At 75.2% G+C, this 15,076-nt stretch carries 12 protein-coding genes; 4 read left to right on the top strand and 8 right to left on the bottom strand.

What is annotated here, in order from left to right; genetic code table 11:
- Nucleotides 1–310 precede the first annotated feature (310 nt).
- From ACTJIY_RS04330 to ACTJIY_RS04350, 5 genes are all read right to left on the bottom strand, one after another.
- The gene (locus ACTJIY_RS04330) at nucleotides 311–1,282 is read right to left on the bottom strand and encodes an alpha/beta hydrolase (RefSeq protein ID WP_440673701.1); all 972 of its coding nucleotides are present in this window, start codon (nucleotides 1,280–1,282) and stop codon (nucleotides 311–313) included.
- Nucleotides 1,279–2,238, bottom strand: a complete 960-nt coding sequence (locus tag ACTJIY_RS04335) for a zinc-binding dehydrogenase (protein WP_440673702.1) — start codon at nucleotides 2,236–2,238, stop codon at nucleotides 1,279–1,281. Before ACTJIY_RS04335 ends, ACTJIY_RS04330 begins: the two co-directional genes overlap by 4 nt.
- 74 nt (nucleotides 2,239–2,312) lie before the next feature.
- On the bottom strand, nucleotides 2,313–3,023 hold the full coding sequence (locus tag ACTJIY_RS04340; RefSeq protein ID WP_353708436.1) for a maleylpyruvate isomerase N-terminal domain-containing protein: 711 nt from the start codon (nucleotides 3,021–3,023) through the stop codon (nucleotides 2,313–2,315).
- A 61-nt stretch (nucleotides 3,024–3,084) separates the two neighbouring features.
- Nucleotides 3,085–4,401 carry a homoserine O-acetyltransferase MetX gene (gene metX / locus ACTJIY_RS04345; RefSeq protein ID WP_440673703.1) on the bottom strand — a complete coding sequence of 439 codons (1,317 nt, stop codon included), beginning with the start codon at nucleotides 4,399–4,401 and terminating at the stop codon, nucleotides 3,085–3,087.
- 44 nt (nucleotides 4,402–4,445) lie between these two features.
- On the bottom strand, nucleotides 4,446–5,783 hold the full coding sequence (locus ACTJIY_RS04350; protein WP_353708437.1) for a bifunctional o-acetylhomoserine/o-acetylserine sulfhydrylase: 1,338 nt from the start codon (nucleotides 5,781–5,783) through the stop codon (nucleotides 4,446–4,448).
- A gap of 375 nt (nucleotides 5,784–6,158) precedes the next feature.
- Between ACTJIY_RS04350 and ACTJIY_RS04355 the strand changes: the two genes are divergently transcribed.
- Complete coding sequence (locus tag ACTJIY_RS04355; RefSeq protein WP_440673704.1) at nucleotides 6,159–7,580, top strand: C40 family peptidase; 1,422 nt, start codon at nucleotides 6,159–6,161, stop codon at nucleotides 7,578–7,580.
- A gap of 86 nt (nucleotides 7,581–7,666) precedes the next feature.
- On the top strand, nucleotides 7,667–10,909 hold the full coding sequence (locus tag ACTJIY_RS04360; protein ID WP_440673705.1) for a cell wall-binding repeat-containing protein: 3,243 nt from the start codon (nucleotides 7,667–7,669) through the stop codon (nucleotides 10,907–10,909).
- Between the two features lie 64 nt (nucleotides 10,910–10,973).
- Here the strand turns inward: ACTJIY_RS04360 and ACTJIY_RS04365 are convergent, their stop codons facing one another.
- On the bottom strand, nucleotides 10,974–11,477 hold the full coding sequence (locus tag ACTJIY_RS04365) for an inorganic diphosphatase (protein WP_034655165.1): 504 nt from the start codon (nucleotides 11,475–11,477) through the stop codon (nucleotides 10,974–10,976).
- A gap of 159 nt (nucleotides 11,478–11,636) precedes the next feature.
- Here ACTJIY_RS04365 and dacB point away from each other — a divergent pair, with 159 nt between their 5' ends.
- On the top strand, nucleotides 11,637–13,136 hold the full coding sequence (gene dacB / locus ACTJIY_RS04370; RefSeq protein ID WP_440673706.1) for a D-alanyl-D-alanine carboxypeptidase/D-alanyl-D-alanine endopeptidase: 1,500 nt from the start codon (nucleotides 11,637–11,639) through the stop codon (nucleotides 13,134–13,136).
- A gap of 10 nt (nucleotides 13,137–13,146) precedes the next feature.
- Here dacB and ACTJIY_RS04375 read toward each other — a convergent pair whose 3' ends face one another.
- Both ACTJIY_RS04375 and vapB read right to left on the bottom strand, forming a co-directional pair.
- Nucleotides 13,147–13,569 (bottom strand): type II toxin-antitoxin system VapC family toxin, encoded by a 423-nt coding sequence (locus tag ACTJIY_RS04375; RefSeq protein WP_440673707.1) that lies wholly within the window; start codon nucleotides 13,567–13,569, stop codon nucleotides 13,147–13,149.
- Nucleotides 13,566–13,799, bottom strand: coding sequence for a type II toxin-antitoxin system VapB family antitoxin (gene vapB, locus ACTJIY_RS04380; RefSeq protein ID WP_253052556.1), 234 nt, complete (start codon nucleotides 13,797–13,799; stop codon nucleotides 13,566–13,568). Before vapB ends, ACTJIY_RS04375 begins: the two co-directional genes overlap by 4 nt.
- Before the next feature lie 81 nt (nucleotides 13,800–13,880).
- Here vapB and ACTJIY_RS04385 point away from each other — a divergent pair, with 81 nt between their 5' ends.
- A complete protein-coding gene (locus ACTJIY_RS04385; RefSeq protein WP_440673708.1) occupies nucleotides 13,881–15,074 on the top strand; it encodes a zinc-dependent metalloprotease in 1,194 nt (397 codons plus the stop codon).
- Nucleotides 15,075–15,076 lie beyond the last annotated feature (2 nt).

The following is a 15,076-nucleotide window of genomic DNA, read 5'->3' on the forward strand; positions in this document are numbered from 1 at the left end:
CGATGGTACTGCCCTGGAGACGGGGTGGGAGAGTAGGACGCCGCCGGACAACCCTTCACCGAAGGCCCACCCCACACCGGGGTGGGCCTTCGGCATTTCAAGACCCCAACACGCCCAAGGACCGAACCCCACTCCCGCAAGACAGAACCCTGGTCGCGCGAGGTAGAGCCCCGGTCACGCCAGTAGGACCGCGGTCACGCGAGGTAGAGCCATGGTCGGCCGAGGTAGAGCCCTGGTAGCGCGAGGTAGAGCCTTGGTAGCGCGAGGTAGAGGCGTGGTTCTTGGGCTGGACGCCGTGTGGTCGTCGACGTCAGGCCCACCCGTAGGCCGCCGACCAGCGCACGATCTCCGTGAAGAACCGTGCCCGCGGCTCGGGGGCGGAGAGCGAGAGGTCGTGCATCCCTCCGGGGATGCGGACGATCGTGACGACCTGACCCAGGTGCGCGGCGCGGCGCGCCAGCGGCTCGACGTCGAGCACGATGTCGGCGGACCGCATGTCCTCGGACCAGCGGGTGCTGAACAGCGACTTCTCGGCGAGGAGCACGAGCACGGGGCAGTCGATGGCGAGCCCGGCTGCGACACGAGCATGGCCGGAGATGACGGCACGGAGCCAGCCGGCGCGGACGGGGAACGACGGGACGGGGCGCCAGGCGTCGTCGATCATCCAGGTGCCGTCGTCGCGGTCGCGCAGCGTCCGGGCGTAGTAGCCGGGGTCGACGTTCGGCAGCGGCGTGCGGGGCTGGAAGCGCGCGAGCTGGCGGATCGCGGGGCCCGAGACGGTCCGGGCGACCGACGATCCCTGGAGCTCGAGCCACGGGCTGTTGAGCACGAGCCCCCGGACGGCGCCCGGGTGCCGGTGCGCCCAGAGCGCCGCGACGAGCCCTCCGGTGGAGTGACCCATGAGCATGATCGCGGCGTGCGCGCCGAGGTCCGCCCGGACGACGTCGAGCGCGGCCGCGATGTCGGCGTCGTACTCGGTGAGGTGGTCGGCGTACCCGGGCGTCTGGTGGGGGCGCAGGCTGCGCCCGTACTTGCGGAGATCCACGGCGTAGAACGCGGCGCCGAGCGCGTGCCACGTCTCGGCGAGCTCGGTCTGGAAGAAGTAGTCGCTCCAGCCGTGGACGTACAGCACGGCGCGCGCCGGTCGGATCGGCTCGTCGGTCGCCGGAGCGTGGCGGACGACGGTCACGACGACCTCGCCCTCGTCGTCGGGTTCGAGCTGGACCGTGCGCTGCTCGTACCCGGCGCCGAGGACGTCCGGGCCCCAGTCCGACGACGTCACGGCGTGAGCACCACCTTGCCGAACTGCTCCCCGGCGGCGAGTCGGGCGAGGCCGTCGCGAGCCCGGGTCAGGGGCAGCACCTGGTCGACGACGGGCCGCACCTCGCCCCGGGCGAGGAACCGGAGCAGCGCCGCGAGGTCGTCGCGCGTGCCCATCGTCACGCCCTGGATGCGGATCTCGTGGAAGAACACTCGGGTCAGCTCGGCCGGTGACGCGTCGCCGCTGGTCGCCCCGGCGACGACGACGGTCCCGCCCGGGCGCACCGAGCGCAGCGAGTGGCGCCAGGTCGCCTGGCCCACGGTCTCGACGACGACGTCCACCGGCGCGGGAAGCCGGGCGCCGGGCTCGAACGTCGCCGCGGCCCCGAGCCGGGCAGCACCGGCGCGCTTGCCCGCCGAACGGGAGGTCACCCACATCTCGAGTCCCGCGGCGGCACCCAGGGCGACGGCCGCCGTCGCGACCCCGCCACCCGCACCCTGGACGAGGACGCGGTCCCCGGGTGCGGCACCGCCGGCGGTGAACAGCATGCGGTACGCGGTGAGCCAGGCCGTCGGTACGCACGCGGCCTCGACGAAGGTCAGCTCCGACGGCTTGGGGACGAGGTTGTGGGTCGGGACGGCGACGCGCTCGGCGAGCGTGCCCGGATAGCGCTCGGACAGGAGCGACCGGCGCTCGGTCGGTCCGACGCCGTGCCCGTCCGCGCCCACCACCGCGTGCACGACGACCTCGCTGCCGTCGGGCGCGACGCCCGCCGCGTCCGTCCCGAGGATCATGGGGAGCCGGTCGGCGGGCAGCCCGACGCCGCGCAGCGACCAGAGGTCGTGGTGGTTGAGCGACGCCGCACGCACGTCCACGGTCGTCCAGTGCTCGCGGGCGTCGGGTTCGGGGCGCTCCCCGACGACCAGCCCGGCCAGGGGGTCGTCGGGGTCGAGGTGGTCGGCGTAGGCGGCGAGCATGCCCCCAACCTACGGTCCGGCCAGCGCCGTAACCACGGGAGGCCGCGTGCCGCGCGTCACCCGTCCGGTAGCGGTCAGAGGAGCGGGAGCATCCGGCCGAGGTCGGGCACCGCCTCGGAGGTGTGCACCGGCTCCAGGGCGCGCGCGAGCTCGTCGACGTCGTAGGGGACGCGGCCGCACGCGACCCGCAGCCAGAGGCGGGCGTCGTGCACCTCGAGCGCCCAGCCGCCGCGCGTGACGACGACGCGCAGCAGCTCGGCCGCGACGGCGTCGAGCGCGGCACGGTCCACGGGGTCGGCCGGGACGCCGGGGAACGTGCGGGCGAGGTCGTCGGCGTGCACGACGAGCTCGAGGACGCGCGAGCGCACCATGTCGAGGAGCGTGATGGGCCCCCGTCGCGCCTGCACGACGCGCTCGTCGGCGAGGTCGTCGAGACGCGCGAAGCCGGCGGCGGCGAAGGCCTCGACGTGCCCGAGGCGGTCGTCGGCGATCTGCTCGTCGAGGGCGCGCGTCGCGTGCTCGATCTCCTCCGCGCGCTCCGGGTAGGTGCCGAGGTACTCGGCGAGCGTGAGGGGGACGGTCCCGGCGGGTACCGGCCCGCACAGCGCGAGGGTCTCCATGACGCGGCCGAGATGGGTGACGAGCTCGCCCACGGTCCAGCCGTCGAGCACGCTCGCCCGACCGGCGTCGCGGTCCAGCTCGTCCCCGAGGTCTCGCAGCCACCGGTCGAGCCGGTCCCACTGGGCGCGCAGGTGCTGGGCCGCCTCGGTCACGTCGCTGTCCATCTCCTCATCGTGCCAGGACGGCGCGGGCACGCCCGCCACGGCGCCATCCCGTGGACGGTCCTCAGTCGCGGACGCCGGCCCGTTCCCCGAGGAAGTCGGCGACGATCGGGCCGAGCTGGTCGAACTCGATGAGGAACCCGTCGTGCCCGAAGTCGCTCGTGAGCGTCCGCATCGGCTCGGCTCCGGGGATGCCGGCCGCGATGCGCGCGCAGTCGGCGGGGAGGAAGAGCCGGTCGGTGTCGACCGCGACGACGAGCGCGTGCGCCGTGACCTGGGCGAGCGCCGCCTCGACGCCGCCGCGGTCGCGCCCCAGGTCGTGCGTGAGCATCGACTCCGTGAGCACGACGTACGAGTTGGCGTCGAAGCGCCGCGCGAGCTTGTCGCCGTGGTGGTCGAGGTACGACTGCACCGCATAGCGCCCGTCGGTGAACGGGTCCTCGCCGCCCTGCGGGAGGCGGCCGAACCGGTCGTCGAGCTCGCGCGCGGACCGGTAGGTGGCGTGCGCGATCTGCCGGGCGATGCCGAGGCCGACGTGCGGGCCCTCGCCGTCCTCGGCGTCGTAGTAGTCGCCGCCGCGGAAGCCGGGGTCGGCACGGATGGCGCCGAGCTGGGGGTGCGCCCATGCGATCTGGTCGCCGGTGGTCTGCGCGGTCGTGGCGATCGCGGCGAGCGAGACGACGTCGATGCCGGCCTCGGGGCCGAGGAGCGCCCACTCGAGGACGCGGTGCCCGCCCATCGACGCGCCGACGACGAACGCCCAGGACGAGATGCCGAGCGACCGCGCGAGCTCGATCTCGACGGCGACCTGGTCGCGGGTCGTGACGCGCGGGAAGCGGCTGCCCCAGGGGAGCCCGTCGGGCGCGGTGGACGCCGGGCCCGTGGTGCCCTGGCACCCGCCGAGCACGTTGGGCGCGACGACGAACCAGCGGTCGGTGTCGATCGGCGCGCCGGGTCCGACGAGCGACTCCCACCAGCCCGCGGTGGCGTGACCCTCGCCCGCGGGGCCGCTGACGTGGGAGTCGCCGGTGAGGGCGTGCAGGACCAGGACGGCGTTCGACCCGTCCGGTGCGGGCGTGCCCCACGTCTCGTACGCGACGCGGACGTCGGGCAGGCGGGCGCCGGACTCGAGGTCGAACGTGCCGACGTCGGCGAAGCGCCGTCGTCCGGCCGGGTCGCCCTCGCGCCACGCTCCCGTCGCCGGGACCGGAGCCTTCACCCGGGCGCGGGACGGCGCGACCCCGTGACCCGCCGCGGCGTCCGCGCGGGGACCGCGCGGACCGTCGGGGGCGGGGGAGAGGAGGTCGTCGTTCACAGGGCTCACCGTCGGCCACTGTACGGCCGGGGCGCGCAGGGCGCCCCGGCTGTCCAGATCCGTCATCGCAGTCCTCGTCGTGGCTCTGCCGCGCGTGCGGGCGTCGTCGCTCAGGCGCCCAGCGACGACTTGGCGGCCGTGAACCCGAGCTCGAGGTCGGCCAGGATGTCGTCGACGTGCTCGATGCCGACGGCGAGGCGGACGAGGCCCGGCGTCACGCCGGACTGCGCCTGCTCCTCGGGCGTGAGCTGGCTGTGTGTCGTCGACGCGGGGTGGATGACGAGCGAGCGCACGTCGCCGATGTTGGCGACGTTGGAGTGGAGCTGCAGCGCCGAGACGAAGGCCTGCCCCGCCTCGCTGCCCCCGTCGAGCTCGAACGCGAGCACCGCGCCGGCGCCGCGCGGCAGGTACTTCTGCGCGTTGGCGTGCCAGGGGCTCGAGGCGAGCCCGGCGTAGTGCACGGTGCGGACGTCGTCGCGCGCCTCGAGCCACTCCGCGACCTTCTGCGCGTTCGCGACGTGGCGCTCGACGCGCAGCGACAGCGTCTCGATGCCCTGCGCGATGAGGAACGCGTTGAACGGGGAGATCGCGGAGCCCAGGTCGCGCAGGAGCTGGACCCGGGCCTTGAGCACGTACGCGAGGTTCGCGCCGAGGATGCCGTCCACGCCGAGGTCGCGCGCGTAGACGAGGCCGTTGTACGACGGGTCGGGCGTGTTGTAGTTCGGGAACCGCTCGGGGTGCGCCGCGTAGTCGAACGTGCCGCCGTCGACGATCACGCCGCCGATCGCGGAGCCGTGGCCGCCCAGGTACTTCGTCGCGGAGTGCACGACGACGTCCGCCCCGTGCTCGAGCGGGCGCAGCAGGTAGGGCGTGGCGACCGTGTTGTCGACGATCAGCGGGACGCCGACCTCGTGCGCGACCGCCGCGACGGCCTCGATGTCGAGGACGTCGGCCTGCGGGTTCGGGATCGTCTCGCCGAAGAACAGCTTCGTGTTCGGGCGGACGGCGTCGCGCCAGGCCTGCGGGTCGTGCGGGTCGGCGACGAACGTCGTCTCGACCCCGAGCTTGGCGAGCGAGTACTGCAGGAGGTTGTAGGTGCCGCCGTACAGGCTCGGGGAGGCGACGACGTGGTCGCCCGCCTCGGCGACGTTGAGGATCGCGAACGTCGTGGCGGCCTGCCCGGACGCGAGGAGGAGCGCGCCGACGCCGCCCTCGAGCGACGCGATGCGGTTCTCCACGACCTCCTGGGTCGGGTTGCCGATGCGCGTGTAGATGGGGCCGAGGTCCTTGAGCGCGAAGCGGTCGGCGGCCACGGACGCGTCGGGGAAGACGAACGACGTGGTCTGGTAGATCGGGAGCGCGCGGGCCCCGGTCGTCGGGTCGGCGGTCTGGCCGGCATGGACCTGGCGCGTCTCGAAGGACCAGGCGGGGGCGTTCTCGGTGCTCATGGTGCTCTCCTGCGGGGTGGTGGGGTGGGACGACGGCGCACGGCGCGCCGGACGGGCTGGTGCGGCGCGGGCGAGAGGCGGGAGGCCGGCCGTCGACCGCGGCGAGGGGCGCACACGGGACGGGATCGCCACGGCGAGATCGTCGTCGACGACGTCTCGCGGGCAGGCGAACGTGTGCGGTGGTCAGCGACACATTCGACGGGACATGCTCGTGAGGCTAGGCCGGATCCGCACTGCCCGACAGAGGCGTCTCGCGATGCGAGACCACATCCTGAGAAGCTCGACCGCTCTCCGATGGCGCATCGCGGACGTTCTGGGCAGACTCGTGCGGGTGCTGTCAACGGGACACGCCGAGCGAGCGGTCGAGGAGGTGCGATGGGCGACGTGACGTCGGCGCGCGACGCGCGGCCGGAGATCGCCGACGGGGCGCGGCGACGCCCGTCGGCCAGGCCCCGCCGCCTCGCCTCCGCGACCTCGGCGGGCCTGCTCGTGCTCGGGCTCGCCGTCGGGCTCGCGCCCTCCGCGTCCTCCGACCCGCCGTCCGACGACGACGTCCGCGCCGCGCACGAGGCCGCCGACGGCGCGGCCCGTGACGTCGCGACGGTCGAGGGCGAGCTCGCGTCGCTGCGGGACCGGCAGTCCACCGCCGAGGCAGCGGTCGAGACCGCGGCGGAGGAGTACGCGGCGGCGCAGGACGCGCTCGCCGCGGCCGACGCCGAGGTCCGCGACGCGCAGGAGGCGCTCACCACGGCCCGGGCGGGCGAGACGGAGGCCCGCGCAGCCGTGGGTGCGCTCTTCCGCGCGTCCCGGCAGGGCTCCACCGACCTCGACGCGCTGCGCGCCGTCCTGGACGCGGACGGCGTGGACCAGGTCGTCGAACGGGAGAACGCCGAGCGCGTCGCCGGGCGCACCGCGGGTCGGGCGGTCGACGCCCACGCGACCGCGCGCGCCCTCGCCGACACCGCCCGCGCCCGGTCCGACGCGGCGCTCGCGCACCAGAGCGAGGTCGAGGACCGCGCCCGCGACGCGCTCGCCGCCGCCCAGGTCTCGTCCGACGCGCTCGCCGACGCGGTGCAGGAGTCCGCGGCCCGTCGTGAGGCGCTCCTCGCCGAGCTCGCCCGCGCGCGGGCCACGAGCGTCGACGTCGAGCGCCAGCGCCAGGACGCCCTCGACGCCCAGGCCGCGAGCGAGCGCGAGGCCGCCGCCCGGGCCCGTGCGGAGGCCCCGGCGACGGGAACGTCGTCGGCCGCGCCCGCGGCACCGCCGGCGAGCAGCCCCGCCCCGGCGAACCCCGCGCCCGCGCCGGCGAACCCGGCCCCGCCCGCACCCGACCCGGCGCCGAACCCGGCCCCGGCGCCGAACCCGGCCCCCGCGCCGACGCCGGACCCGCCGCCGGTCGTCACACCGCCCCCGGGGACCGGCCTCGGCAGCGCCGCGCAGGGTCAGGCCGCGGTCGCGTGGGCGCGTACCAAGATCGGCGCCCCGTACGTGTTCGGCGGCACCGGGCCGGGCTACGACTGCTCGGGACTCACGTCGCGCGCCTGGGCCGCGGCGGGCGTCGACATCACGCGCACGTCGCGGTCGCAGTACCAGCGCGTGCAGAAGATCTCCTACGACCAGCTCCGGCCCGGCGACCTGATCTTCTACGCCAACGACACCTCGAACCCGTCGACCATCCGCCACGTCGCCCTGTACACCGGGAACGGCATGATGATCGAGGCCCGCCAGCCCGGCAGCCCCGTGCACGAGGTCGCGATGCGCTGGGCCGACGCGATGCCCTACGCGGGCCGTCCCTGACCGCATCGGCGTCCCGCGGGGCCGCGTCTTGCTCGACGCGGGACCGGTGCTCTACGTTTCCGTCATCCTGACCAGGAGGGGGATCCGTGAGCACTGCTGCGCACGAGCACACCGACCGATCGAGCGCACAGGGAGCACGGGCCCGCATCCGACGACGCGCGCGACTGACGGCCCTCGCCACGGCTGCCCTCGTCGCGGTCGGGATCGTGCCGGGACCGGCGGTGACGACGGCGGCGGCGACCGAGCACACGGAGGTGGTGCCCGTCCCGAAGCTTCCGGGAGGGCGACTCCAGGCGTGGGGCGACCCGCAGCGCCGGACGGCGGGCGAGCTCGACGTCCCGCCGCTCCCCGAGGGGCTGGACTACGTGGACGCGGCCGTCGGGCACGGGTTCGGCCTCGCGCTGCGCAGCGACGGCCAGGCGGTGTCGTTCGGCGCCTACAGGGGTTCGCCCGTCACGGTCCCGGCGCTGCCGGACGGTGTCCGGTACGCGGCGGTGGGAGCGGGGGAGCACGGCATCGCGTACTTCCTGACGACCGCTGGTGACGTCGTCGTGGTCGGCGCGCGGCCGGACGGGGCGGGAGAGGACGCCGTCCCGTCCCTGCCGAGCGGCGTCTGGTACACGGAGGTCGCCGCCGCCTACCGGAAGTTCGCCGCCCTGCGCAGCGACGGGACGATCGCCGCATGGGGAGACGACTCGACGGAGGTCCCGGCGCTGCCGGACGGGCTGCGCTACGTCGACCTCGTGGCGGGCGAGTACCACTTCCTCGCGCTGCGCTCCGACGGGCGCGTCGTCTCCTGGGCGACCCGCTCCTGCGGCGAGGGCGACCTGCCGGTGTCGGCGTCGAGCCCGTACGTGGCTCTCTCGGCAGGGATGGACACGTCCTTCGCGCTCCGTTCCGACGGTTCGCTCGTGCGGCGCGGATGCGGTGCTTCCGTCGTCCAGGACGGCCCGGTGCTCGACCCGGGTGAGCGCGCCGTCGCCGTCACGGCCACGTACCGCCACGGCTTCGTCGTCACGGACCAGGGCAGGCTGGTCTCGTGGGGCGCGCCGCTCTACGGGTACTCCGTCCCCGAGCGTCCGGCGGGCGAGTCGCCCGTGGTCGACGTCGCGGCGCAGGCCTGGGGCCTGGGGGCTGCCGAGAGCCTCGTCCTGACGCTGACCGCTCCCGAGTCCGCGACCGTGCCGGACGCCCCGGTGCGCGACGAGCTGCACCCCGGTGCCGCGGGCGTCGTCGTGTGGGGAGCGCGGCCCGAGGACGAGCTCCCGCCGCCGCTGCCGACCGGGGTCCGCTACACCGGCGTGAGCGTCGGACCGGAGCAGGTCGTCCTGGTCCGCTCCGACGGCGGGGCGGTGGGATACGGCGACGACGCGGCGGGAGGGAGCAGCATCAGGGTGCCGACGGGGAGCCGCGTCGTGGACGTCTCCGCCGGGACGACGCACGCCGCGTTCATCACGGCGCGTCCGGGTGGGCCCCCGGAGACCTACCTCTCCTTCAGCGGGCGCGGAAGCGACCATGTGATGGACGACGACGTCGCGGTCGAGGCGGGGGACGGCGTCTCGCTGCTGCTGTCGAGCGAGGGGGCGACGGACAAGGGGGCCGTGTCCGTCCACGGCCCGTCCACGTCCTCCTGGCTCCCGCTCCCGGAGCAGCCGGACCAGGTCCCGACGGTCGACGTGTCGCTCGGCACCCGGCACGCGCTCCTGGCGCGAGCCGACGGGACCGTGGCGGGCTGGGGAGACCCGGCGGAGGGCGCGACCGCCGGGCAGCAGCCGCCCGCAGGGCTCAAGTTCGTCCAGGTGGCCGCCGGCGAGGGGTTCTCCCTCGGGCTCCTGTCGGACGGGACGCTGCGGGGGTGGGGGCGTGACACGTTCGGCCAGGCGAGCCCGCCGGCGCCGCCGCGCGGAGAGCGGTTCGTCGCCGTCGACGCCGGGCGCGACCACGCCGTCGCCCTCGTCTCCGACGGCTCCGTGGTCGCCTGGGGCCGTGATGACGCGGGGCAGGCCTCCGTCGAGGGTGTGCCGGCGGGCACGCGATTCTCCGCGGTGTCCGCGGGCGGGGACACGACGGCTGCCATCGTCGGGGAGCAGGCGGCGGTCGAGCTGTCGGCTCCCTCGCACTGGCCTGCGGACGACGCGCTCCCGCTGGCCGCGACCGTGCGTGCGGACGGCGGTCCTGCGGAGGGCGACGTGGCTTTCGTGGTCGACGGCCGGACCGTCGCGGTCGTGCCGCTGCGTGACGGGACCGCCGTCGTGCGGGCCTGGCCGGGGGCGACCGAGGCGCCGGAACGCTCCGTGCAGGCCGTCTATCTCGGGGCGCCGGGTGTCGCGCCGTTCTCGGCGACGGCCGCCGTCGGCGTCGGTGCCCGCTCTGCTCCGCAGCCCTCGGCAACCTCTGCGACCCCGACGGTCGATCGGCTGCAGGGCAAGGATCGCTACGCGACGGCGGTCGCCGCGACGAGCGGGCTCGGCCCGGACATCCCCGTGCTGTACCTCGCGTCGGGCGAGGCGTTCGCCGACGCGCTCTCCGCCGCCCCCGCGGCCGCGTACGAGGGCGGAGCGCTGCTCCTCACGCGTCGTGACGCGATCCCGTCCGTGGTCGAGCAGGAGATCCGGCGGCTCGCGCCGCGGAGGATCGTCGTCGTCGGGGGACCGGGGGCAGTCTCCTACGCGGTCGAGTCGCGTGCGGGGACGCTCGCCCCGGTGGTCTGGCGGTACGCAGGGCAGGACCGGTACCAGACGTCCCGACGAGTCGTCGAGCACGCGTTCGGGACTCAGGTCGGGGGAGTGGTTCTCGCCGACGGAAGGTCGTTCCCCGACGCGCTCGCCGCCGGGGCTGCGTCCGGGGCGTCCGGCGTCCCGGTGCTCCTCGTCCCCGGGAACGCGACGACTCTCGACCCCCGGGTCGTTCAGATGTTCCAGACGCTCGGCGTCCGGGGCGTGACCGTCGTCGGCGGCTCGGGCGCGGTGAGCCCGGCGCTCGAGCACGCTGCCGGACGAGTGCCCGGTGTCGTCGGGACGGAGCGCCTGGGCGGGGCCGACCGGTACGCGACGGCGATGGCGGTCAACGACGTCGTCTTCGGCACGTGGCACGATCAGGGAATATGGTCGCCACCGGCCGCCAACCTCGCCGCAGGGTCCGACTTTCCCGACGCGCTCGCGGGAGCCGCTGCGGCGGGCCTCCGGCGCGAGCCGCTCTTCGTCGTCCCGTCGAGGTGCCTGCCGCCCGCAGTCCGGACGGCTCTGCGCGCCACCGAGGTCGCGCACGTGCGCCTCTACGGCGGCACGGGGTCGCTGTCGCCGGCGGTCGAGCGTCTGGAGCAGTGCTGAGGCGAGCGTGCCTTCCCGGGCGCGGCCCGTCCCGCGCCCGGTGACGCACGACGGCGGCCGGGCGTCAGTGGCCCGGCGTGTGGTACCCGGAGTCGATGGCGCGCTGCAGGGAGCGCTCGATCTCGGCCTCGGCGTCCGCGCGGCCGACCCAGTGGGCGCCCTCGACGGACTTGCCGGGCTCGAGGTCCTTGTAGACCTCGAAGAAGTGCTGGATCTCCAGGCGGTGGAAGTCGGAGACGTCGTCGATGTCCTGGCGCCACGCGGCGCGCTGGTCGCCCGTCGGGACGCAGAGGACCTTGTCGTCGCCGCCGGCCTCGTCGCGCATGCGGAACATGCCGAGCGCGCGGCAGCGGATCAGGCAGCCGGGGAACGTCGGCTCCTCGAGCAGGACGAGCGCGTCCAGCGGGTCGCCGTCCTCGCCGAGCGTCCCCTCGATGAACCCGTAGTCGTCGGGATACCGCGTCGAGGTGAAGAGCATGCGGTCGAGGCGGATGCGACCGGTCGCGTGGTCCACCTCGTACTTGTTGCGCTGCCCCTTGGGGATCTCGATCGTGACGTCGAACTCCACTGCTTCCTCCAGTCGTACCGGCACCGCGACGCTCGGGCGGTGGCTGGGTCTGTGGACGACGGACCACGCCGTCGTGCGGGAACTAGTGTGACACGTGCCGTCCGCGCGAGAGGGTTCCCACGGGCCCCGCGGGCGGGCGGGCTGAGTGATAATGCGCACGTGCCCGCACCCGACGTCCCGGTCCAGGCACCGGTGCCCACCGGTGCCGAGCAGGCGCGCCCGGACAGGACGGGACGAGAGAGGCGCATGGGCTGGGGAGCGCGGGCGGGCGTCGCCGTCGGCGTCGTGCTCGCCCTCGCGGGCGGCTACGCCGTGGCGGACGCGTACGACGTCGTCCCCGGCGTGCTCACGACCGCAGCGCCCTCCCCGGAGCCGAACCCGTTCCCCGAGGCTCCGGGCGCCGTCGCGGCGCCCCCGCTCGAGGTTGGGCTGCCGCCCCTCGACGCCGCGGCCCCGGTCCCGGCCGCGGGCAGCGTCCAGGACCTCGTCGACGCGCTCGCGGCGGACACCCGGCTCGGGCCCCGGGTCGGCGTCCTGGTCACCGACGCGGCGACGGGCGACGTGCTCGGCGCGAGCGGCGACACGGTCGGTCACGTCCCCGCGTCGACGCTCAAGACCTTCACCGCGGCGGCCGCCCTCACGTCTCCCGGCGCGCACGCGACCCTCCCGACGCGCGCCGTCCTCGAGGGGCAGGAGACCGTCTACCTCGTGGGGGGCGGCGACATGATGCTCGCCGCCGGCGCGGGCGACCCGACGGCGGTCAACGGCCGGGCCGGCCTCGGCGACCTCGCCGCCCAGGTCGCGGGCGAGCTCCGGCTCACGGGTCGCACGACGATCTCTGTGCGTCTCGACGACACGCTCTTCACGGGCGCCGCGGTCGCGCCGACGGTCGACCCGGCGAGCGTCCGGAACGGCTACGTCGCGCCCGTCGCCGCGCTCGCGGTCGACATCGCGCGGCTCGAGGACGAGGAGTACGCACCGCGCGCCGAGGACCCGGCGATGTCCGCCGCGGAGGCGTTCGTCGCCGCGCTCGCCGAGCAGGGGGTCACCGTGGCGGGCGACGTCGTGCGCGCCCCGGCGCCCGACGACGGCCGCACGGTCGGCGAGGTGGAGTCCGCGCCGCTGAGCGAGGTCGTCGCGTACCTGCTGCAGCACTCCGACAACACCATCACCGAGGTCGTGGGGCGGATCGTCGCGATCGACGCGGGGCTGCCCGGCTCGGCGGCAGGCGCGACGCAGGCCGTCCGCACGGCCGTCGAGGGGCTCGGGGTCGACCTCACGGGCGCGGCGCTCGCCGACCTCTCGGGCCTCGGCGACGGCTCGGTCGTCACGCCCGCGCAGCTCGACGAGGTCGTCGGCCTGCTCGCGGACCCGGCGCACCCGTCGCTGCGGCCCGGCGCGGTCGGGCTGCCGGTCGCGGGTCTGTCCGGGACGCTCGGCGAGCGCTACCTCGAGAACGCGGGCCGCGGCGTCGTGCGGGCCAAGACGGGCAGCCTGCCGAACGTCACGTCGCTCGCGGGGACGGTCGTCACGGCCGACGACCGCCTCCTCGTGTTCTCCCTCATGGCCGACGCCGTCCCCGACGGCGGCACGTACGGCGCGCGCCTCATCTTCGACGACTTCGTCGCGTCGCTCGCGGAGTGCGGCTGCACCGCCTGAACGGTGTTGCTCACGGTTCGTCCGGCGTTTCCGTGAGCCAGTCCTCGACCTCGAGACCGGGGACGCGAGAGAGCTCGCGGACGTTGTTCGTCACCATGACGAGCCCGAGCGACCGGGCGTGCCCGGCGAGGAGGGCGTCGTAGGGCCTGATGGGCGTGCCGCGGGCGGCGAGGAGGGCGCGGACGCGGCCGGCGTGCATCGCCGCGAGACCGTCGAAGGGGAGCACGTCCACGAGCGACAGCAGCTCGTCCACGGCCTGACGGTTGCGATGCGGGTCGTCCGACCGCTCGATGCCGTACTCGAGCTCCATCTCGCTCACCGTCGAGACCGCGACGCGTCCCTCTGCCTCCCGAAGCCTCGGTCGCGCGGCTGCGCCGTTCCTCCGCAAGAGCGCGATCAGGACGTTCGTGTCCAGCAGGTAGAGCGTGCTCACAGGGCGCCGCGCTCCTCTGCGGTCCCCTGGTCGCGGTCGGGGAGAAAGTCGTCGGCGACGCGGAGCCCGTGGTCGAACCACTCGTCCCACCCGGAGCCGGCCGGCGTGATCACGCGGGACCTGCCGACGGCCCGGACCTCGACCTCGCGGACGTCGTCGGGCAGCGCGACCGCCTTGGGCAGGCGGACCGCCTGCGTCCGGTTGCTGCGGAACACCGTCGTGCGGACCATCGGGAAGCCTCCTCGGTCGTATATCCCGGGAGTATATCCTCGCTCCGCACACGACCCCTGGTCCCGGGATACGGTGAGACGGTGACACTCGTCGAGCAGGACGGCCGTTCGGGCAGCGACCCGTCACGTGGTGACACCTCGATCGTCGACTGGTCGGCCGCCGCCCAGATCGCGGGCCGGCTCGCGCGCCCGGGACCCCAGGCGTCGCGCGACGAGCTCGCCGACCTGGTCGAGGGGCTGCGCAGCGCGGCGCAGGCCGCCGTGCCCCACGTGCTCGACGTGACGCGCATGAGTCCCGCCGCGGGCGGGTCGACGGCTGGGCCCACGACCGCACTCGGCACCGTGTACGTCGTGGACCGTGCGCGCTGGGCGCGCGCCAACACCGAGATCATGGCGTCGCTCACCGACGGCGTGACGGACGCGCTCGTCGGCGAGCGCGGACGCGTCCCGCAGGCGACGGCGCTCGTCGGGGCCGCCCAGGTGGGGTCGGTGCTCGCCGTCCTGTCCAGCCGGGTCCTCGGCCAGTTCGACCCCTACAGCGGGCTGGGAGGCACCGCGCCCGCGGCCGGTGTCGTGCCCGACGGCGGCCCGTCCCCGGCGGCCACCGGCTCGCCCGGGCGGCTCGTGCTCGTGGCGCCGAACGTCCTCCAGGTGGAGCGCGCGCTGGATCTCAAGCCCGCCGACTTCCGCCTCTGGGTGTGCCTGCACGAGCAGACGCACGCGCTGCAGTTCGCCGCCGCGCCGTGGCTCGCCGACCACCTGCGCACGCGCGCGAGCGCGCTGCTCACCGAGCTCTCCGCGTCGTCGCGCCGGCTCGCCGAGGCGCGGCTGCGCGAGAAGCTCGCCACCGTGGGGCGCGCCGTCCTCCACGCCGTGCGCGGCGAGGACGGGACCTTCGTGGACGGTCTGCTCACGCCCGAGGAGCAGGACCGCCTCGCCGACGTCACGGCCGTCATGGCCCTGCTGGAGGGCCACGCCGACGTGGCGATGGACGCGGTGGGGCCGCGCACCGTGCGCACGGTGCGCAGCATCCGCCGCAAGTTCGAGGCCCGGCGCGACGGCGAGGGGCGCTCCGGGTTCGACGTCGTGCTCCGGCGGGTGCTCGGCATGGACGCCAAGATCGCGCAGTACCGCGACGGCGCCGCGTTCGTGCGCGCGGTCGAGAGGGAGGTCGGGCGCGACGGGTTCAACGCCGTGTGGGCGGCGCCCGAGAACCTGCCGACCGCCCGCGAGATCGCCGACGCGCGCGCCTGGGTGCGCCGCGTCCACGGCTGAGC

The organism is Cellulosimicrobium sp. 22598 (assembly GCF_052044445.1).
Taxonomy (GTDB): Bacteria; Actinomycetota; Actinomycetes; order Actinomycetales; family Cellulomonadaceae; genus Cellulosimicrobium; species Cellulosimicrobium cellulans_G.